General features: G+C 68.6%; 20 protein-coding genes. 5 read left to right on the forward strand and 15 right to left on the reverse strand.

All coding sequences use genetic code 11. The features are described from left to right. Positions 1–58: 58 nt before the first annotated feature. The 14 genes from hypB to QZ709_RS16690 are packed head-to-tail and all read right to left on the reverse strand — an operon-like array spanning position 59 to position 10959. A complete protein-coding gene (hypB, locus tag QZ709_RS16625; protein WP_294638540.1) occupies positions 59–1021 on the reverse strand; it encodes a hydrogenase nickel incorporation protein HypB in 963 nt (320 codons plus the stop codon). 18 nt (positions 1022–1039) lie between these two features. Then, a complete protein-coding gene (locus QZ709_RS16630; protein ID WP_294638542.1) occupies positions 1040–1402 on the reverse strand; it encodes a hydrogenase maturation nickel metallochaperone HypA in 363 nt (120 codons plus the stop codon). Then, positions 1390–2676, reverse strand: coding sequence for a nickel-dependent hydrogenase large subunit (locus QZ709_RS16635; protein WP_294638544.1), 1287 nt, complete (start codon positions 2674–2676; stop codon positions 1390–1392). The genes QZ709_RS16630 and QZ709_RS16635 overlap by 13 nt, the downstream gene beginning before the upstream one ends. Before the next feature lie 5 nt (positions 2677–2681). Next, positions 2682–3374 (reverse strand): [NiFe]-hydrogenase assembly chaperone HybE, encoded by a 693-nt coding sequence (gene hybE, locus QZ709_RS16640; protein WP_294638546.1) that lies wholly within the window; start codon positions 3372–3374, stop codon positions 2682–2684. Between the two features lie 2 nt (positions 3375–3376). Next, positions 3377–3616, reverse strand: a complete 240-nt coding sequence (locus tag QZ709_RS16645; protein ID WP_179950607.1) for a rubredoxin — start codon at positions 3614–3616, stop codon at positions 3377–3379. Between the two features lies 1 nt (position 3617). Beyond that, positions 3618–4523 (reverse strand): hydrogenase expression/formation protein, encoded by a 906-nt coding sequence (locus tag QZ709_RS16650; RefSeq protein ID WP_294638549.1) that lies wholly within the window; start codon positions 4521–4523, stop codon positions 3618–3620. 22 nt (positions 4524–4545) lie between these two features. Further along, a complete protein-coding gene (locus QZ709_RS16655) occupies positions 4546–5025 on the reverse strand; it encodes a hydrogenase (RefSeq protein ID WP_294638551.1) in 480 nt (159 codons plus the stop codon). Then, positions 5018–5395, reverse strand: coding sequence for a HypC/HybG/HupF family hydrogenase formation chaperone (locus tag QZ709_RS16660; protein ID WP_294638552.1), 378 nt, complete (start codon positions 5393–5395; stop codon positions 5018–5020). Before QZ709_RS16660 ends, QZ709_RS16655 begins: the two co-directional genes overlap by 8 nt. Before the next feature lies 1 nt (position 5396). Then, positions 5397–6086, reverse strand: coding sequence for a HyaD/HybD family hydrogenase maturation endopeptidase (locus QZ709_RS16665; protein WP_294638554.1), 690 nt, complete (start codon positions 6084–6086; stop codon positions 5397–5399). Positions 6087–6126: 40 nt separating this feature from the next. Then, the gene (locus QZ709_RS16670) at positions 6127–6567 is read right to left on the reverse strand and encodes a HigA family addiction module antitoxin (protein ID WP_294638556.1); all 441 of its coding nucleotides are present in this window, start codon (positions 6565–6567) and stop codon (positions 6127–6129) included. A gap of 18 nt (positions 6568–6585) precedes the next feature. Next, positions 6586–7323: a Ni/Fe-hydrogenase, b-type cytochrome subunit gene (gene cybH / locus QZ709_RS16675; RefSeq protein ID WP_294638557.1), complete on the reverse strand. Its 738-nt coding sequence runs from the start codon at positions 7321–7323 to the stop codon at positions 6586–6588. A 52-nt stretch (positions 7324–7375) separates the two neighbouring features. Then, the gene (locus tag QZ709_RS16680) at positions 7376–7969 is read right to left on the reverse strand and encodes a HupE/UreJ family protein (protein WP_294638559.1); all 594 of its coding nucleotides are present in this window, start codon (positions 7967–7969) and stop codon (positions 7376–7378) included. Between the two features lie 29 nt (positions 7970–7998). Continuing rightward, a complete protein-coding gene (locus QZ709_RS16685) occupies positions 7999–9852 on the reverse strand; it encodes a nickel-dependent hydrogenase large subunit (RefSeq protein ID WP_294638560.1) in 1854 nt (617 codons plus the stop codon). Between the two features lie 18 nt (positions 9853–9870). Then, complete coding sequence (locus QZ709_RS16690) at positions 9871–10959, reverse strand: hydrogenase small subunit (protein WP_294638561.1); 1089 nt, start codon at positions 10957–10959, stop codon at positions 9871–9873. A 325-nt stretch (positions 10960–11284) separates the two neighbouring features. Between QZ709_RS16690 and murU the strand changes: the two genes are divergently transcribed. From murU to QZ709_RS16710, 4 genes are all read left to right on the forward strand, one after another. After that, positions 11285–11989: an N-acetylmuramate alpha-1-phosphate uridylyltransferase MurU gene (gene murU, locus QZ709_RS16695; RefSeq protein ID WP_294638563.1), complete on the forward strand. Its 705-nt coding sequence runs from the start codon at positions 11285–11287 to the stop codon at positions 11987–11989. A 63-nt stretch (positions 11990–12052) separates the two neighbouring features. Then, positions 12053–12475 carry a hypothetical protein gene (locus QZ709_RS16700; protein ID WP_294638565.1) on the forward strand — a complete coding sequence of 141 codons (423 nt, stop codon included), beginning with the start codon at positions 12053–12055 and terminating at the stop codon, positions 12473–12475. An 11-nt stretch (positions 12476–12486) separates the two neighbouring features. Further along, positions 12487–13854 carry a tRNA (N6-isopentenyl adenosine(37)-C2)-methylthiotransferase MiaB gene (gene miaB, locus QZ709_RS16705; RefSeq protein ID WP_294638567.1) on the forward strand — a complete coding sequence of 456 codons (1368 nt, stop codon included), beginning with the start codon at positions 12487–12489 and terminating at the stop codon, positions 13852–13854. Between the two features lie 103 nt (positions 13855–13957). Further along, positions 13958–15061: a hypothetical protein gene (locus tag QZ709_RS16710; RefSeq protein ID WP_294638569.1), complete on the forward strand. Its 1104-nt coding sequence runs from the start codon at positions 13958–13960 to the stop codon at positions 15059–15061. Positions 15062–15070: 9 nt separating this feature from the next. Here the strand turns inward: QZ709_RS16710 and bioF are convergent, their stop codons facing one another. Continuing rightward, entirely contained in the window at positions 15071–16222 is a 1152-nt protein-coding gene (gene bioF, locus QZ709_RS16715) for an 8-amino-7-oxononanoate synthase (RefSeq protein WP_294638588.1), read from the reverse strand. A gap of 216 nt (positions 16223–16438) precedes the next feature. Between bioF and QZ709_RS16720 the strand changes: the two genes are divergently transcribed. Next, positions 16439–17467 carry a Fe(3+) ABC transporter substrate-binding protein gene (locus tag QZ709_RS16720; RefSeq protein WP_294638571.1) on the forward strand — a complete coding sequence of 343 codons (1029 nt, stop codon included), beginning with the start codon at positions 16439–16441 and terminating at the stop codon, positions 17465–17467. Positions 17468–17470 lie beyond the last annotated feature (3 nt).

Genomic DNA, 17470 nt, shown 5'->3' on the forward strand with positions numbered 1-17470 from the left:
CGCGGGGCCGGCTGCGGCACCGACTGGGTGTGCAGGGCAGCAGGAGACGTCATCGTGTTCACAGCGTGGGCTCGACGTGCATCAGCCAGCTGACCCAGCGGTCCATGCCGGCGCCGGTGGTGGCCGACACCTCGATCACCTCGATGGACGGGTTCACGCGGCGGGCGTTATCGATGCAGCGGGCCACGTCGAAGCTGAGGTAGGGCAACAGGTCGACCTTGTTGACCAGCATCAGGCGGGCCGCGGCAAACATGTCCGGGTACTTCAGCGGCTTGTCCTCGCCTTCCGTCACCGACAGGATGGCGACCTTGGCCGCTTCGCCCAGGTCCCACATGGCCGGGCAGACGAGGTTGCCGACGTTCTCGATGAACAGCAGCTTCTCGGCGTGGTGGTGATCTCCATGGTCATGGTGATGCGCGTGCCCGTGGGCCACCACCGCCCCGTGCAAGGGCAGGCGCTCGAAGGCCTCGGCCACCATGGGTGCATCGAGGTGGCAGCCCTTGCCGGTGTTGACCTGGATGGCCGGCGCGCCGGTCGCACGGATGCGGTCGGCATCGACGCTGGTCTGCTGGTCGCCTTCGATCACCGCCACGGGCAGGCCCGGATGGCTGCGCTTGAGCGCCTCGATGGTGGCGCACAGCAGCGTGGTCTTGCCCGAACCCGGGCTGGACACGAGGTTGAGCGCGGTGACGCCGTGCGCGAAGAAATGCGCGCGGTTGCGCTGCGCGACGCGGCGGTTCTCGCCGAGCACATCGGTTTCGATCTGGATGGCGCGCGCCTGGCTCATGCCCGGCACGCTGACCCGGGCCGCACCGGCGCCGTAGTGCAGGTCGCCCGTGGCCGCGTCGACCTGGGGCGCGCCCACGGCTTCGTGCGCGTGGTGGGCATGGCCGTGCTCGTGCGGATGCGGGTGGGTGTGAGGATGAACGTGGTCATGACCGTGATCGTGGTCATGCGCGTGGGCGGGGGCCCCTTCAAGCTTGGCAGCATCGCCGCCAGAACATCCACAGACGACACACATGGTGGACTCCAATCGAATTCAGGGTTGGGTGGCGGGCTCGTCGTCCACCAGCAGGTCGACAACGCGCAGCTCGGTGCCGCCCGTGGGCTGCAGGCGCGCGCCGCCACATTCGGGGCAAGGGTCCAGCCGGCTCAGGATGGGCACGGACTGGTTGCAGCCCAGGCACCAGGCCTGGGCTGGCGGTTCATCGATCTCGATGCGGGCCTCGGCCAGGCAGGTGCCGGGCACGATGGATTCAAGCGCAAAGCGCAGCGCACGCACCTCGACGCCCGACAAGGCGCCCGCTTCCAGGCGCAGCACCTGCACGCGGCGGAAGCGCTCGCGCACCGCGGCGTCTTCGACGAGCTGGACGATGCCGCCCGCCAGACTCAGTTCGTGCATGGGGACTCCTCAGGGCCCTGTAACGGACCGGGTTGCACAGTCTGCACCAAAGGCGCCGTCGCGGGGAAGTCGGCCGCAGGGCAAACGCTGCCATCCGGTGACATGACCGCAAACGGCACGCAAGGGTCATATGCGGCCGACACCGTGGGCAGCAGCGCCAGACGGGTGCGGTCACACAGGGACGGGTCATGCAGCAGCAGGCTGGCCACCGGCCCCTGCGGATGAAAGTTCCACTCGGTGGGGGCCACCACCTGGCAGGCGCGCACGGTGGCCCGCGGCCCTTCCCCCTCCAGCGCCACCCAGTGCAACAGCGTGCCCCGGGCCATTTCGACCCAGGCAACGCCCGCGTGGTCTCCGAGCGAGACCGCGCCGGACTGCAACCCATACCGGCCCGCCGGGCCCGCGGCGAACGCAGACAGGCCGGGCGACACAGGCAGGGCCGGCTCATCGGGCAAGGCCAGGCGCGCCAGATCGGCCAACCGGGCGCCCATGCGCCACCACAGTGTGGGCGACTCGGGCAGGCGATCGGTCTCGTGCGTGCGGCACCACGGCCCGGTTTCCACAGGCACCCCGTCCCACGCCGGCACGCGGGCGTGGCCAGGCTGGCTGGCCAGGCGCTGCACCAGCCCGCGCAAGGCCTCTCCCTCGGTCACCACCAGCGCACGCAGGGGATGGCGCACGGCCTGGGCCGCGGCACGCACGTCGCGCAACAGGCGTGCAGGCAAGGTGTCAGTGCGATGGCACCAGTCGGCCAGCGCCGCCTCGCCACCACGCAGCCAGTGCAGCAGCCACACGGTCAAGGGCTCGCCGAACACATGGGTTTCGAGCCAGTCCCGTGTGGGCGCCAGCACGGCCTCCGGCTCGACCGCCAGGCGCGACAGCGGCCCCTGCAGCGCCGGGCAGCCGTGCAGCGACTGCAGGCGGTCCACGGGGATCGAGGCCTCACCCCGCAGCACGCGCGGCCAGTCCAGCCACAAGCGGCGCAGGTGCTCGCGCAGCGTTTCGAGCTGCAGCGCGGCAGCGTCCCGGCCTGACAAGGCCGCGGCCTCGCCCTGGGCCGCACGCACGGCCAGGGCCGAGGTGATCTGGTGCGCATGCCCGCACAGCGAGAACAGCGCCGACACCAGCGTCGGCAAGGTCGATGCCGGCTTGCCCCGCGTGAGCGCGTTCACCAGCTCCGGCCGCTCGTTGCTCAGGCGGGGTGCAGGCGCGTCGAGGTGCAACACGACGCGGCCCGTCAGCCGGTCGACCTCGCTCATCACGGGTGCCGTCATCGACGTCATCGCGATGACCCCGTGGACGGCGGGCTGATGCGGCCCGCCCGACCGAAGAGGAAGCCCCGTCGCGCCGCCACGCGAGCGGCTTCGTCGGGCGCGGCGGGAGGCAAGGCCGCGGCAGGCGCCGCCTGGGTCGGGGCTGTCGGGGCGGCGGGAGTCGGAGTCGGAGTCGGGTGGACCGACGCCACCGGATAAGGCTCATCGGGTGAGCGTGTCGTCGCCATCGGCACATCCCGCAGCGCCTGCAGCACGGCAGTGGCGGTGGCCACCGCGGCGGCGTGGTCGGCAAACTGGAACATCGGCGAAATCAGCGAACACGCTTCAAAGGCGCCGATGGCGGGCTCGAACGCCCCCAGAAAAGGCATGGCCTCGCCAGCCAGCGTGCGAACGCGGGTCTGCCCCACCGGCAGCGGTGTGGCCTCGGCCGCGTCGGCCCGCCAGACGAGGTTCATGAACCACGGCGTGACGAGCACGCCCAGCGCGCCGGCTTCGATGGCTCGGGGCTCGTCGGCTGCCCCGCCCACCCGCGCCGACCGCGCATGAAAGCCCACGGCCTGCACGCGCAGGCGCGGATGCACCACCGGCAGACCCGCCATGCGGGTGCGGGCGATCTGCGCGAAGGTGACCTCCAGCTGCCGCACCCATTCAGCCTGGGCGGGCGACAGCGTCGGGGGCGATGCCACGGCGGCGTGCATGGTCAGGCCGCGTCCTCGCCCAGGACCATGAACTGGTCGGCGGCCCCATCGCACTGCGGGCAGCGCCAGTGGGCCGGCAAGGCCGTGAACGGCGTACCGGGCTCGATCTGCCACACCGGATCGCCCTCTGCCGGGTCGTACACCCACCAGCAGATCTTGCATTCCAGGCGGGCACCGTCCGGCAACCGGGCACGGTCGCCCAGGTAGCTGCCTTCGAAACGCGGCTGACCCAGGTCGCTCATGTCAGGCCCCTTCCACCCAGGCCAGCATGTCGGCCAGGCGCTCGTGCGAGTCTTCCAGGTCTTCCCGGGCCGCGCAGGCCACTTCCGGCAGGTCCGTCACCTCGACCGTGTCGAGGATCAGCGCGTCCTGCGAGTTGAAGTAACTCACGCGCCAGGTCAGCGGCACCTCGGTGTGCACGATGCGGCAGTTGCCATAGCCGCGCGACAGGATCTGGATCGGGCCCTGCCCCAGCGTCTGGTCGATCACGGCCAGATCCTGCGGGCTCAGCGGCAACAGCGTCAGGTTGACAACGTGGGCCGCCGTGCCAGGCTTCCACAGGTGGATGTGGTCTTCCAGCTCGGTCAGGATGGCAGGGGCGTTCATCACCCCGGCCGGCCAGGCCGATGTGTCTTCCGGCTGCAGGCGCACGCGGCGCGCGCCGCTGGCCTGGACACGGGCAGCGGCCGATTCCAGCACCCCTTGTGGAATGCGCCCCACCTCGATGCGGTCGCTGAGGACCACACGCGCATCGCTGCCCGGCTGCGTCACCTGATGCAGCACGCGCCACACGCCGGCGAACACGGCCTCTTGCACCACCAGTTCGCCCTCGGACAGGCTCACGCGCACGCTGACCTCACCCTCGCCCAGCACCTGGTTGATCAGGCGGCGCTCGGCGTCGTTCAGGTCCATCAGGTCCACCGGGTCGGCTGGCAGCCCGTGCCGGGCGCGGTCCAGGCTGGCAAGGGCCAGGCGCAGGGCCTCGTGCGCCCCCGTCAGGCTGGCGATCTCCTCGCGTTCGGGCAGGGCCGGCGCCTGGTAGGTGGACATGCCGCTGGGCATGACCATGTAGTCCAGCGTGTCTTCTTCGATCTGGCTGCCGGGGCCCATGGGCAGGTCGGCCACGACGGGAATGGGAAACGGTTTCATGCGGACTCCGGGTCAGGGGCGTTCAATGGCAGGACGAGGCGGCCGCACCGGCCGACTGGATCGCGATCGGAGCGTGGGTGGTGGGGCTGGCCAGCGCGTTGCGCACCAGCGCCAGGAAATCGGGCCAGTCGTGCATGCCCGACACGGTGGTGACATAGCGGCCATCGCGCACGAAGACGAGCGAGGGGCGACGTTGGGCGCCGTAGCGCTGGCCGATCGCGTCCTCGTCGGCCGGGGTGGCGATGCCGATGCGGAAGGCCTGACACGCCTCGGTGCGCAGTTCCGGCAGCACCACGGCCACGTCCAGGCCTTCAGGAAAGCGCACGGCGTCGCCCGCGATCAGGATCACTGCATCGCCCGGCGCCGCGGCCAGCCAGGCAGGCAGCGTGGCCAGATCGACCCAGTGCGCGCCGTGCTCGCGCACCAGGCGCTGCATCAAGGGGTGGGCCTGGGGCGGCGTGTCGGCAAAGATCGGGGTCGACGGGGTGGACGTCTCAGCCATGATGGGCTCCGTGAGGGGTGGAATCTGGCTCACTCCGTGAGCCTTGTGAGGAAGAAGTGGGTTGGCCGGACAGGGCCGCCACCTGGGCTGCACTCATGGCCGAAGGCAGCACGAAGCCCGGGGCGCCAAAGGGATCGATGCCCGCCGTGGGGCTCAGTGCCCCTTCGATGAGGTCCAGCGCGGCATTGACCTCGGCGGCGCGCTCGTCGTCCAGACGCTCGCGCGCGCCTTCCAGGAAGATCAGCAGCCATTCGCCGACCGCGGGCTCGCCCACCAGGGCCGTGTTGACGCGCCGGCGTTCGCCACGGCCCTCGACCCAGGCATGCCCTGGCTCGACCGCGCACACGCGCATGGGAATGCCGATGCACATTTCAGCGGCCCTCCAGGGTGGTGCCCGGCACCAGGAAACGGTCGTCCCCCACGCGACAGGCGGCGTCGGCGGCCGGCCTGCCGGCTTCGTAGGCGGCCATCGCCAGCGTGTCGATGGTCACCGCGTCCTGCGCACCCAGCGGTCGGGTGCGAGGCGTCACGGTCACCCCCCACTCGCGCAGCGTGTCCACGCCCTGTTGCAGCGCCCCTTCCATCGCCGCCTTCACGGTGTCGGTCAGGCTGCCGCCGTAGTCCTCGATCTGCTCGGGCTGGCAACCGATCAGGCGCACACGCTGCGGGAAGCGCTCGGTCAGTTGCGCCAACATCAGCACCTCCTGAAAGCCGGTCTGGTGCAGGCTCATCTTCTTGGCACCCATGAAACGCGGCACCTCGTCGTCGTCCACGATCTTCAGCGTGCCGGGCTCCAGGCCGTAATCGACGGCGTCAAAAATGAGCAGGTGGGTCGCCGACTGCACGTACTGGATCAGGTACAGCCCCTGCGTGCCGCCGTCCACCAGCTCCACGTCGGGCGGCAGTTCGAAGCGCTGCTGAAAGGCCTCGACGCAGCGCACGCCAAAGCCTTCGTCGGCCCACAGCAGGTTGCCGATGCCCAGCACGATGACCGTGTCTTTGCCACCAGGGGTGTGACAGGCCGATTCGGACGAGGTGGGGCGGGATGCGGTGTCGTTCATGTCAGAAGGAGGAGAAGAAGGGGCGCGGAAGACGGGCCGCTCAGTGCGCGGCGGCCACGGGCGGAGCCGAAGCAGGCAACGACGTCGACGCGCTGCGGACGGCGGCACGGGCCATCTCCGCCGCGGAGGGCGCGCCCTCGGTCGACACGGCACGCCACGCTTTCCAGGCCTGGAAGCTGTCCCAGCGCGATTGCAGGGCCATCCAGAAGCCGGCATCCAGCCCGAAGGCCATGGCGCACCGCAGGGCGGTGTCCGGCGTGAGGCTGCGGCGGCCCACGATGATCTCGTTGAGCCGGCGGCGGGACACGCCCAACAACCGCGCCGCCTGCCCTTGCGTCAGGCCCAGGGGTTTGAGGAACTGCCGGTCCAGGAAGCGGCCGGGGTGCACGGGCACCCGATGCGGCACACCGACCGGCTGCCGCCACGGCTGGGCCGCGGTCTGCAGGCGGTGCTTCAACTGGGCGTGCAGGCTGGGCAGCATCGGGGCGTCCTTCGCGGCTCAGTCCTTGAAGGTGCGGAAGCCCGAGATCATCGTGCTGATGATGCTCTGGCGGCCCATGATGTCTTCTCGCACGGCCGCGTACACGTGCAGGACGATGAAGATGATCATCAGCCACATGCCGAAGTGGTGCCAGGTGTGCACGTCCTGCGACTGACCGAACAGCGGGATCACCCAGCCGAAGGCCGTGTGCGCCCACGATCCTGCACCGGCCCCTTCGCCATACAGCGCAAAGCCTGTCACGCACATGAACACGGCGTTGAGCAGGAAGAGCAGGAACATCATCAGCCGGGCCATGGGGTTGTGGCCCACATAGCGCCCCGGCGACGGGATCAGGAAGGCGTACCACTTGAGCATGGTGACGACTTCCTTCCAGTAGGCCAGGCTGAACACGGGAATCGTGAACAGTTCGCGGGCGTGGTGGTTGCCGACGATGGCCCAGTAAGCCCGGCCGACCAGCCCCACGGCCAGCAGATAGCCGGCGGCGAAATGGGCAAAGCGGATGTAGCCCATCACATAGCTGTTGCTGGCCTCGCCGGGCATGGTGGGCAGCGGCGCACCGATGAAGTAGCCCGTGAGCGCCAGCACGAAGATGGCCCCGGCATTGATCCAGTGCCACAGGCGCACCGGGGCTTCGTAGACGTAAACCGAGGTCGTGTGCTGACCAGCGCGCACCTCGCGCTCGTCGACGCCGGTGGCGCGGGCCAGATCCTGGTCGGACGTGGATGAGGCGTTCATGCGGGTCTCCTCTTGTCGGCTTGTCTGTTTGGATCGGGCATCGGGCCGCGCGTCAGACGCGGGCCAGCATCAGCAGACCAGCCGCACCGAACAGGCCGCCGGCGGCACGCCACGTCCACAGTTGTGCGCGGCGCATCGCCGTGCCCACGCCCAGGCCCGCCACATGCAGCACCAGCGTGCTGAGCACAAAGCCACCCACGTAGGCGATGGCGCTGGCGCCCACCGGCAGCTCGGCGCCGTGAGCCAGGCCGTGGAACACCGCCGAGGCGGCCACCAGCGACAGGCCGGCCACCGCCGACCACTGGCGCACACCGGCCAGCAGCACGCCGAACAGCACCACGCTGGTGGCGATCAGAGCCTCGGTGCCGGCCACGCGCAGGCCTGCCAGGCCCGCAGCCGCACCGGCCAACAGCGCCAGCACGAACACGGCCGGGCCCAGCAGGGCACGGCGTGCCGGCAGCGCGGCGGCCGACCACATGCCCACGGCCACCATGGCCAACAGGTGATCCAGGCCCAGCGGATGAGCCAGGCCCTCGGTCAAGCCGTGGGCACCGTGGCCCGGGTGCGCTTGGGCCACACCGGCGGCCAGCAGCATCGACAGCGGAATCAGGCCGCGACGGGCCCGCAGGAAGAAAGAAGCGTTCATGGGGTGTTCCTGTTCGGAGGGCGCGGTGATCAGCGGACCTTGACCTTGCACAGCTCGGCGCCGTCCGGGCTCATGACGTGGGTCGAGCACGCCAGGCAGGGGTCGAACGAGTGCAGCGTGCGCAGAATTTCGACCGGCTGTTCGGGGTTGACCATCGGCGTGTTGATCAGCGAGGCCTCGAAGGCACCGATCTGGCCCTTGTGGTCACGCGGCGAGCCGTTCCAGGTGCTCGGCACCACGCACTGGTAGTTCTCGATCTTGCCGTCCTTGATCTTGATCCAGTGGCCCAGCATGCCGCGCGGCGCGGCCACGGTGCCCACGCCCTTGGCCTCCTTCGGCCAGGTCGACGGGTCCCACTTCTCGACGTTGGCCGTGGCGGTGTCGCCGGCCTTGATGTTGGCGATCAGTTCCTTGTAGTCGTCCAGCATCATCTCGCCGCAGTACTGGCCTTCCAGCGCGCGGGCCAGCGTGCGGCCGATCGTGGTGGGCAGCAGCTGCTTGAGCGTGTACTGCGTCTCCGGCATGCCCAGCGCCTTGGGCAGGTGGGTGTTGATCATGCCGGCCGCGTATTCCAGCTGCTCCTTCGGGCGCTGGGCGTACTTGTTGCCCTTGTTCGCGTGCGCATAGGCCAGGATGTAGCGCGACAGCGGGCCCACCTCCAGCGCATGACCACGCCAGCGCGGGGCCTTGATCCACGAGTACTTGGCGCTCTCGTCGATCTCTTCGATGTTGGTGCGCGAGCCCTTGGTCTTGCTGCCCAGTTCGAAGTGCGGCTCGGTCACGCCGTCCCACGGGTGCAGGCCCTTGGTCTCGTCGGCGTAGGTGTACCAGCTGTGGGCCACGAACTCCTGCACCTGCTCCGGATCGCGCGGGTCGATCGGCAGGATCTCGTCCCAGTTGCCATTGAGGATGACGCCGCCCGGCAGCTGGTGGGTGCTGTGGTCGTAAGGCACCTTCTCGTAGGTGCCATAGTCGGCCACGTTGGTGGCGCTCAGGCCACCGCCGTACAGCCAGCCGGCCTGCTTGTAGATGGTGCCGATGGCCAGCACATCCGGGATGTAGACGTTCTTGTTGAACTCGATCATCTCGTGGATGCGCGCCTCGATGAAGTTCAGGCGCTCCATGTTCAGCGGCGCGCCGGAGGCGCCCTGCCCATCGAGGTTGATCGCGCACGGCACGCCGCCCACGAGGTAGTTCGGGTGCGGGTTCTTGCCGCCCAGAATCGCGTGGATCTTGACCCATTCCTTCTGCAGGTCGAGCGCCTCCAGATAGTGGGTCACGGCCATCAGGTTGGCCTCGGGCGGCAGCTTGTACGCCTTGGAACCCCAGTAGCCATTCATGAAGGGGCCGAGCTGGCCGCTTTCCACGAACTTCTTCAGGCGGTTCTGGATGTCGCGGAAGTAGCCGGCCGACGACAGCGGGTGCGAGGGCGACACCATCTGCTGCAGCTCGCTGGTCTTCTTCGGATCGGCGTTCAGGGCCGACACCACGTCCACCCAGTCGAGCGCGTGCAGGTGGTAGAAGTGCACCGCATGGTCGTGCACCTGCAGCGTCTTCGCCATGATCTCGCGAATCAGGTGCGCGTTCTTCGGGATCTTGATGCCTAGGGCATCTTCCACCGCGCGCACCGAGGTCAGCGCGTGGCAGCCGGTGCACACGCCGCAGATGCGCTCGACGAAGGCCCACGCATCACGCGGGTCACGCCCCTTGAGGATGACCTCGAGGCCGCGCCACATCGTGCCGGTCGACACGGCGTTGGTGATGACGTTGTTGCTGTCGACGTTGACCTCGCAACGCATGTGGCCCTCGATGCGGGTCACCGGGTCCACCACGATGCGGCGGCCGCTGTTGTCGAGCTTGAAGCCTTGGGTTTCGTAAGACATGAGAGAGGCTCCGCCTGATCAGGAATGGCTGTTGTTCGAGGTGTTCGCGCCGTTGCCCTGGGCCGCGCGCTTGATGGCCGAGACGGCCGCGTGGGCCGCGACACCGGCGCCCACCACCGCGGCCGCGCCGCCACCGATCTGGTCGGCCGTGCCTTCGACGCCGAACTGATGCACCGTGGTCAGGCGGTCGTAGAACGAGCCCTTGTCCCAGAAGCCGTCTTCCGAGCAACCGATGCAGCCGTGGCCCGACTTGATCGGGAAGCTCGTGCCCTCGTTCCACATCACGGTCGAGCAGGCGTTGTACGTGGTCGGGCCCTTGCAGCCGACCTTGTAGAGGCAGTAGCCCTGGCGCGCGAACTCGTCGTCGAACGACTCCACGAACTGGCCGGCGTCGAAGTGCGGACGGCGGTAGCACTTGTCGTGGATGCGCTGGCTGTAGAACATCTTCGGGCGGCCCTGGCGGTCGAGCTCGGGGATGCGGTCGAAGGTCAGCATGTAGGTGATGACACCGGTCATCACCTCGGCGATCGGCGGGCAGCCCGGCACCTTGATGATGGGCTTGTCGGTGATCACCTTGTGGACGGGCACGGCCTGCGTCGGGTTGGGCTTGGCGGCCTGCACGCAGCCCCAGCTGGCGCACGAGCCCCAGCTGATGATGGCCTTGGCGTCCTTGGCCACGTGCTTGAGCTGATCCAGGAAGGGCCGGCCGCCGATGATGCAGCTCATGCCATCCTGGTTCAGCGGCGGGTTGCCTTCCACAGCCAGGATGTAGTTGCCCTTGTACTTGGTCATGACCTCTTCGAGGATGGCCTCGGCCTGGTGGCCGGCAGCGGCCATCAGCGTGTCGTCGTAGTCGAGCGAGATCATCGAGAGCACGACATCCTTGGCCAGCGGGTGGGCCGAGCGGATGAAGCTCTCGGAACAGCACGTGCACTCCAGCCCGTGCAGCCACAGCACGGGCGTGCGCGGCTTGGTTTCCATGGCGTGGGCAATCTGCGGCACGAAGGCCGGGCCCAGGCCGAGCGAGGTCGCGGTCAGGGAGCAGTACTTGAGAAAACTGCGGCGCGAAATGCCCTGGCGTCGCATCACTTCATAGAACGTTTCCATCGCGCGGTGTCTCCGGTTGTGTGGGATGTCATCGGCTCGGCTCACCCCCCTGGGTGCGCGGCCTCAACCCTCTCCGTCTCCAGACGGTCGGAAGACACTGTTCTCAAGACCCGTGCCTGGCTGAACGCGGTGCGTGCGACGGGCAGCCAGATGAGCCAAGTCCCTGTCCCGCATGGCCTTTTCCTCTAACCGGCACACCATGCGGGCCACCCGGGCCGGGTTAACACGCGACACATCCGCTGACAAAGTGACAAGCAAAATGGAAAGCCTTTAACCACCCGAATGCAAAAGGGGTTTGCAGCCGCGGTGCCGCACAATCGCGTGCATGTCCCAGCTTCCCGCCCTGATCCTGGCCGCCGGCCGCGGCGAGCGCATGCGCCCGCTGACCGACACCACGCCCAAGCCCCTGCTGCCGGTCCGCGGCCAGCCGTTGATCGCCTGGCACCTGCAGGCCCTGGCACGCGATGGCGTGCGCGACGTCGTGATCAACACGGCCTACCTGGAAGACCAGTTCGAGCCGGCGCTGGGCGATGGCAGCCGCTGGGGTCTGCGCATCACCTACAGCCACGAAGGGCGCGACCACGGCGGCGCGCTGGAAACGGCTGGCGGGATCGCCAAGGCCCTGCCGCTGCTGGGCGACGCGTTCTGGGTGCTGGCGGGTGACGTCTTCGTGCCCGGCTTCCGCTTCGACGCCGACGAGGCCGAGGCCTTCCGCGCCGGCGACGACTGGGGGCGCATCTGGCTGGTGCCCAACCCGCCCCATGTGCCGCAAGGCGACTTTGCGGTCGATGGCGATCAGCGCGTGTGGCGCAAGGACGCGGCCCCCGCCGGCGCCCGCACCGGCACCTACTCGACCATTGGCCTGTACCGCCCGGCGATCGTCGACGGCGTGCGCGTGGGCGACAAGGCGGCGCTGCGGCCGAGCCTGGAGCGCGCAATCGATGCGGGCCGGCTCAGTGCCCGCTGGCTGGAAGGCGAATGGACGGATGTGGGCACACCCGAGCGCCTGGCGGCGTTGAACGCCGACTGACCCCTTCCCGACTGCCCCTCCGGTAGAATGCGGGGTTTCGTCCACAGCCCCTGGATCTACACCATGCCCCGCTGTTTCTCGACGGACGCCGCCCGGTCTCACCCGCTGGCGGCCCCGGTGCTGGCCCTGATGCTGACTGTGCTGCCCGCGTCGGCCCAGTACGCTGCCATGGCCCGCGTGCTGCCCACTGACACCCTGCGCGGCGCACTCGTGGTCGGCGTGCCGCCTGAGGCCACGCTGAACAAGCAGCCCATCCGCCTCGCCCCTGGCGTGCGCATCCGCGGCAGCAACAACATGCTGATGCTCAGCGGAGAAATCGGCGGCTTCAGCGGCAAGGTCAACTACCGGCTCGAGACCGGCACCGGCCTGCTCAAGGAGATCTGGGTTCTGACGGACACCGAAGCCAGTGCACTGTGGCCCACGACGCCCCAGGAGGCCGCGACCTGGGCCTACGACCCGATCGCGCTGCGCTGGACCAAGCCCTGAAGACCGACACCATGAGCGACACCCCCACGAACACCGCCCCCCGCAAGGTCTACATCAAGACCTACGGCTGCCAGATGAACGAATACGACTCGGGCAAGATGTCCGACGTCATGAACGCGGCCCAGGGCTACGAACCGACCGACAACCCGGAAGAGGCCGACCTCATCCTCTTCAACACCTGCTCGATCCGCGAGAAGGCGCAGGAGAAGGTGTTTTCCGACCTCGGTCGCGTCAAGCACCTGAAGGAAAAGGGCGTGATGATCGGCGTGGGGGGTTGCGTGGCCAGCCAGGAAGGCGCCGCCATCATCGAGCGTGCGCCGTATGTGGACGTGGTCTTCGGCCCGCAGACGCTGCACCGCCTGCCGCAGATGCTCGCCCAGCGCCAGCAGGCCAAGCGCCCGCAGGTCGACATCAGCTTCCCCGAGATCGAGAAGTTCGACCACCTGCCGCCGCCGCGCAAGGAAGGCGCCTCGGCCTTCGTGTCGATCATGGAAGGCTGCTCGAAGTACTGCAGCTACTGCGTAGTGCCCTACACCCGCGGTGAAGAGGTCTCGCGCCCGTTCGACGACGTGCTGACCGAGGTGGCCGACCTGGCCGACCAGGGCGTCAAGGAAGTGACGCTGCTGGGCCAGAACGTCAACGGCTACCGCGGCAAGATGGGCGACACCGCCGAGATCGCCGACTTCGCCATGCTGCTCGAGTACGTGGCCGAGATCCCCGGCATCGAGCGCATCCGCTACACCACCAGCCACCCCAACGAGTTCAGCCAGCGCCTGATCGACGTCTACGGCAAGACGGACAAGCTGGTGAACCACGTGCACCTCCCGGTGCAGCACGGCTCCGACCGCATCCTGATGGCGATGAAGCGCGGCTACACGGCGCTCGAGTACAAGAGCACCATCCGCAAGCTGCGCGCCGTGCGGCCGAACATCAGCCTGTCGACCGACTTCATCGTCGGCTTCCCCGGCGAAACCGACGACGACTTCGACAAGCTGATGAAGCTGGCCACCGACCTCGAGTTCGACGCCTCGTTCAGCTTCATCTACAGCGCGCGCCCCGGCACGCCGGCCGCCTCGCTGGCCGATGACACGCCCCACGAGGTCAAGCTCAAGCGCCTGCAGACGCTGCAGGCCTACCTCGAGTCGAACGTGCTGCGCTACAGCCAGGCCCTGGTCGGCACCTGCCAGAAGATCCTGGTCGAGGGCCCGAGCCGCAAGGATCCGTCCGAGCTGATGGGCCGCACCGAGTGCAACCGCATCGTCAACTTCGCGGCCGGCCCCACGCAGGCCCTGCGCGATCGCCTCGTCGGCCAACTGATCGATGTGACCATCACCACCGCCTATCCGCACTCGCTGCGCGGCGAGCTGTTGCTGGCGTGATTCGTCCAACCGTCAAACAACCCCGGGAATCCGGCCGTACTGGCCCGATCCGCGGGTTGTGACGTATTGCACAGTGTGGGAACCGATCACCAAGCTGTGCACCATGAAGTTACTGCGACTCTGTCTCGACCAGATCGGCGTCGGGCGCCCTCTTCCCTGGAACGTCTACAACGACGCGGGCCAGCTCGTGCTGCGCCAGGGTTACGTCGTCCGGGACGAGGCGCAGCGCGAAGCCCTGATCATGCGGGGCGCCTACATCGGCCATGACCCCGACGCGGGGACGCCGGAGACCCAGGACCTCGACACACTGAGGCAGGACGCGTCCCTGTTGTGGCAGGACGTGCGCACCCGCGCCGAAACCCTGCTGCTGGCGCCCGGCGAGGCCGAGCCCTTCCGACATGCGCTGCAGGTGGTCAGCGGCCACATCGAGTTTGCCGTGGTGCACCATCTCGATGAAAGCCTGTTCGAGCTGCTGCACCGGGAGGGCCGCAACACGCCGGCCGTCTCGCACGTCATCCAGGCGGCGTTCCTGGTGAACATGGTCGCGATCCGGCTGGGCTGGCCCTCGACCATGGTGCGGTCTGCCGTGCACGCGGCGCTGACCATGAACCTGGCCAGCCTGCGCCGACAGAACACCCTGCACCACCAGGCCATGCCCTTGTCGGCCGCGGAACGCGCCGAGGTGGCAGAGCACGGGGAGCAGGGCCGGCAGCTGCTGGAGATGCTCGGGGTCGAGGATCGGGAATGGCTGCAGGCGGTGGCGTATCACCACCCGCCCGAAGACGGTCGTCCGCTGTCGGCATGGCGCCAGCGCGCAGGCGACATGGCCTGCCTGCTCCACCACGTCGACCTGTATCTGGCGAAGGTCAGCCGTCGGGCCTATCGGCCCGCCCTGCCACCCGATGTGGCGGCAAGACAGCTCTTTCAGCGTGGTGGCGGCGCCGCCAACCCGTTCGCCAGCGCCCTGATCAAGGAAGTGGGCCTGTTCCCGCCCGGCGCGGGGGTGCGTCTGGCCAATGGCGAGCTGGCCGTGGTGCTGCGCCGCGGTGAGATGGCCCACCTGCCAGAGGTCTGCAGTGTGCAGGGGCCCAATGGCGCCACACTGGCCCAACCGGTGCGCCGCCGCACCAGCGAACCGGCCTTCAAGGTGGTCTCGGCCGTGCCGCGCGGGGTCGTTACCCTGCCCGCCGAGGCCGTGCTCCACTGAAACGCAGCGTCAGCGCGGGCAGCGGGCCAGCGCGGCCACCAACTCGTCCACGTGTGCCAGGGTGTGCGCGGCCGACAGCGAAATCCGCAGGCGCGCGGTGCCCTCCGGCACTGTAGGCGGGCGAATCGCCGGAACCCACACCCCCTGCTCATCAAGCTGCGCCATGACAGCCAAGGCGTCGACGTTCGAACCAATGATGAGCGGCTGGATCGCCGTGTCCGACGGCAGCAGATGCCAGGGCAGAGAGGCCGCAGCCAGCCCTTCGCGCAAGCGGGTGCGCAACGCGCCCAGATGGTTCCGACGCTGGGGCTCGTGCCGGATCACGTCGATCGCAGCGCGCAAGGCGGCCGCGATCATCGCGGGAGCGGCCGTGGCGAACATGTAGGTGCGGGCCTTCTGCATGACCCACTCCACCATGGCGGGATCGCCGGCCACGAAAGCCCCGGAGACCCCAGCCGCCTTGCCCAGTGTGGCCATGTAGACAAGCCGGCCCAGACGCCCCTGCCAGGCGGGGGCCACGCCGTTGACTCCCGCGATGCCGAAGTGCGCCAACGTGCCTTCGCCGTGCGGGCCGAGCACACCGTAGCCGTGCGCGTCGTCGATCAGCAGCCAGGCGTCGTGGCGCTCGCACAAGGCCAACAGGGCCGGCACATCGGCCACGTTGCCATCCATGCTGAACACCGCGTCGGTGACCACCAGCTTGCGCCGGGCCGTGCAGGCCGCCAGCGCCGCGTCGAGGGCACCGAGGTCGGCATGGGGCACGACATGCAGTTCGGCCCGCGACAGGCGGATGCCGTCGATCAGGCACGCGTGGTTCAGCGCGTCGGAAAACACCGCGTCGCCGCGCCCCACCAGCGCTGGCACCAGGCCCACATTGGCCGCATAGCCAGCATAGAAGTACAGCGCGCGCGGCAGGCCCACGTGAGCGGCAAGGGCGACTTCGAGCTGCTCGTGCTCGGGGCTGTGGCCGCACACCAGCGGCGAGGCCGTCGCCCCCACCCCATAGCGGGCAATGGCGTCCTGCGCGGCGGCCATCAGGCCCGGGTGCTGGGACAGCCCCAGGTAGTCATTGCTGCCAAAAGACAGGCGGCGCTGCCCGTCGATGAGATACGTCGTGCCGCGCAGCGACTCGTCTTCTGGCTGCAAGGCGGCCGGCGGCATTGCGGGTGCGACCTGGCGGCGACGACGCAATGCCAGCGCATCACGCAACCCCTGCAGTGGCGCGTCAAAAGGAGAAGTCATGCGGCCAAGGGTAGCAGACGCGACACAGCCGGGTCGCATGGGGTCTCTTCTCGAAAATGCGAATCATTCCTGTTATCTTTGGGATTGCGGACGCCCATTGCGCGCCGCCTCCGTTTTCATCACCCGCCAGAGGAAATGCAACACATGGCCCGACTGCTGCCCCGCCTTGCCACCCTGACCGTGATCGCCCTGGCTTGCCAGGCCCATGCTGACGACAAGGTACTCAACATCTACTCGGCACGCCACTACCAGACTGACGACGCCTTCTACGCCGACTTCACGAAGCAGACTGGCATCAGGATCAACCGGCTCGACGGCAAGGAAGACGAGCTGCTGGAGCGCATCAAGAACGAGGGCGCACGCTCGCCGGCCGACATCCTCATCACCGTCGACGCCGCCCGCCTGGCCATCGCCGACGAAGCCGGGCTGTTCCAGCCCATCCAGTCCAAGGTGCTCGCGCAGCGCATCCCGGCCCACCTTCGGGCCCCCAACTGGATCGCTTTCTCGACCCGCGCCCGCGTCATCGTCTACAACAAGGCGAACGTGAAGGCCGAATGGGTTCAGACCTATGGTGATCTGGCCCATCCGCGCCTGAAGGGGCAGGTCTGCGTGCGCTCGGGCTCGCACCCATACAACCTGTCGCTCGGGGCTGCCTTCATCGCCCATGACGGAGAACAGCAGGCCGAGGCCTGGGCCCGGGGTCTGGTGCAGAACTTCGCCCGCGCGCCCAAGGGCGGCGACACCGACCAGATCAAGGCCGTGGCCGCCGGTGAATGCGGCGTGGCGATCTCCAACAGCTACTACCTGGCGCGCCTGATGCGCTCTACCAAGCCGGAAGACCAGAAGGTGATGGACGCCGTCGGCATCGTCTGGCCCAACCAGGCCACCTGGGGCACGCACATCAACGTGTCGGGCGCCGGCATCATCAAGACGGCGCCCAACCGTGAGGCGGCCCTCAAGTTCATGGAGTACCTGGCCAGCGACAAGGCCCAGGCCTACTTCGCCGACGGCAACAACGAATGGCCGGCCGTGCCCAGCGTCAAGATCGACAACCCGGCGCTCAAGGCCATGGGTGCCTTCAGGGCCGACACCCTGCCCGTCACGCAGCTGGCCCGGAACGCCGCACGCGCTCAGAAGGTCTTCGACCGCGCCGGCTGGCGTTGAGCC

Source organism: uncultured Aquabacterium sp. (assembly GCF_913773725.1).
Taxonomy (GTDB): domain Bacteria; phylum Pseudomonadota; class Gammaproteobacteria; order Burkholderiales; family Burkholderiaceae_C; genus Aquabacterium.

Coding starts and splice junctions, on each gene's coding strand:
- QZ709_RS16680 (WP_294638559.1), bottom strand. CDS start 7,969: ATGAACGCTTCTTTCTTCCTGCGGGCCCGTCGCGGCCTGATTCCGCTG.
- QZ709_RS16645 (WP_179950607.1), bottom strand. CDS start 3,616: ATGAGCGACCTGGGTCAGCCGCGTTTCGAAGGCAGCTACCTGGGCGAC.
- QZ709_RS16690 (WP_294638561.1), bottom strand. CDS start 10,959: ATGGAAACGTTCTATGAAGTGATGCGACGCCAGGGCATTTCGCGCCGC.
- QZ709_RS16650 (WP_294638549.1), bottom strand. CDS start 4,523: ATGAAACCGTTTCCCATTCCCGTCGTGGCCGACCTGCCCATGGGCCCC.
- bioF (WP_294638588.1), bottom strand. CDS start 16,222: ATGCCGCCGGCCGCCTTGCAGCCAGAAGACGAGTCGCTGCGCGGCACG.
- hybE (WP_294638546.1), bottom strand. CDS start 3,374: ATGCACGCCGCCGTGGCATCGCCCCCGACGCTGTCGCCCGCCCAGGCT.
- QZ709_RS16635 (WP_294638544.1), bottom strand. CDS start 2,676: ATGACGGCACCCGTGATGAGCGAGGTCGACCGGCTGACGGGCCGCGTC.
- QZ709_RS16670 (WP_294638556.1), bottom strand. CDS start 6,567: ATGCTGCCCAGCCTGCACGCCCAGTTGAAGCACCGCCTGCAGACCGCG.
- cybH (WP_294638557.1), bottom strand. CDS start 7,323: ATGAACGCCTCATCCACGTCCGACCAGGATCTGGCCCGCGCCACCGGC.
- murU (WP_294638563.1), top strand. CDS start 11,285: ATGTCCCAGCTTCCCGCCCTGATCCTGGCCGCCGGCCGCGGCGAGCGC.
- QZ709_RS16665 (WP_294638554.1), bottom strand. CDS start 6,086: ATGAACGACACCGCATCCCGCCCCACCTCGTCCGAATCGGCCTGTCAC.
- QZ709_RS16720 (WP_294638571.1), top strand. CDS start 16,439: ATGCAACACATGGCCCGACTGCTGCCCCGCCTTGCCACCCTGACCGTG.
- QZ709_RS16630 (WP_294638542.1), bottom strand. CDS start 1,402: ATGCACGAACTGAGTCTGGCGGGCGGCATCGTCCAGCTCGTCGAAGAC.
- QZ709_RS16685 (WP_294638560.1), bottom strand. CDS start 9,852: ATGTCTTACGAAACCCAAGGCTTCAAGCTCGACAACAGCGGCCGCCGC.
- QZ709_RS16655 (WP_294638551.1), bottom strand. CDS start 5,025: ATGGCTGAGACGTCCACCCCGTCGACCCCGATCTTTGCCGACACGCCG.
- QZ709_RS16710 (WP_294638569.1), top strand. CDS start 13,958: ATGAAGTTACTGCGACTCTGTCTCGACCAGATCGGCGTCGGGCGCCCT.
- QZ709_RS16660 (WP_294638552.1), bottom strand. CDS start 5,395: ATGTGCATCGGCATTCCCATGCGCGTGTGCGCGGTCGAGCCAGGGCAT.
- hypB (WP_294638540.1), bottom strand. CDS start 1,021: ATGTGTGTCGTCTGTGGATGTTCTGGCGGCGATGCTGCCAAGCTTGAA.
- miaB (WP_294638567.1), top strand. CDS start 12,487: ATGAGCGACACCCCCACGAACACCGCCCCCCGCAAGGTCTACATCAAG.
- QZ709_RS16700 (WP_294638565.1), top strand. CDS start 12,053: ATGCCCCGCTGTTTCTCGACGGACGCCGCCCGGTCTCACCCGCTGGCG.